Source organism: Halomonas sp. ND22Bw (assembly GCF_003011945.1).
Classification (GTDB): Bacteria; Pseudomonadota; Gammaproteobacteria; order Pseudomonadales; family Halomonadaceae; genus Halomonas; species Halomonas halophila.
Map to the genome: position 1 here is coordinate 1 of NZ_PXWD01000166.1, position 451 is coordinate 451.

Genomic DNA, 451 nt, shown 5'->3' on the forward strand with positions numbered 1-451 from the left:
CATCGACGCCGAGGTGGCCCGCTGGCTCGTCGGTTCTCTCAGCAACGGCAGCGGCCCGACCGCGCTCGCCGCACGGATCGCCCGCGAAGTCGTGCGCGAGGCCCAGGCCAGCGACGAGGCACTCATCGCCTTCGCGCTGGCCGCAAACCGCCAAACCACCGAGACGACGGCCTCCACGATGGTGCGCTTGGCTGCCTGATCGGGTCGTCCGCGCGATCCAGCCGCAAATATCGGCGCATACAAAATCCATTTGTGCATTGCACATCGTCATGGCCGCGACGCACGCACGAAAACTCTGGACACCCCTGGATCGATCAGCTTCCCGAACCCGCATAACTGCTTTAACGGGAACGAGCTTGGGCGTTTGTTGAGACGCCGCATGTTCCCTGACGGACCAGAGTGCGCGGAAAGATGTTCGACAAGATTCTGATCGCGAACCGTGGCGAGATCG

The 451-nt window shown here is 63.2% G+C and carries 1 protein-coding gene; it reads left to right on the top strand.

From position 1 onward, the window contains the following. Positions 1–199, top strand: a 199-nt coding sequence (locus tag CVH10_RS25730) for a hypothetical protein (RefSeq protein ID WP_219924756.1), incomplete at its 5' end; no start/stop codon positions are given. Between the last annotated feature and the right edge of the window lie 252 nt (positions 200–451).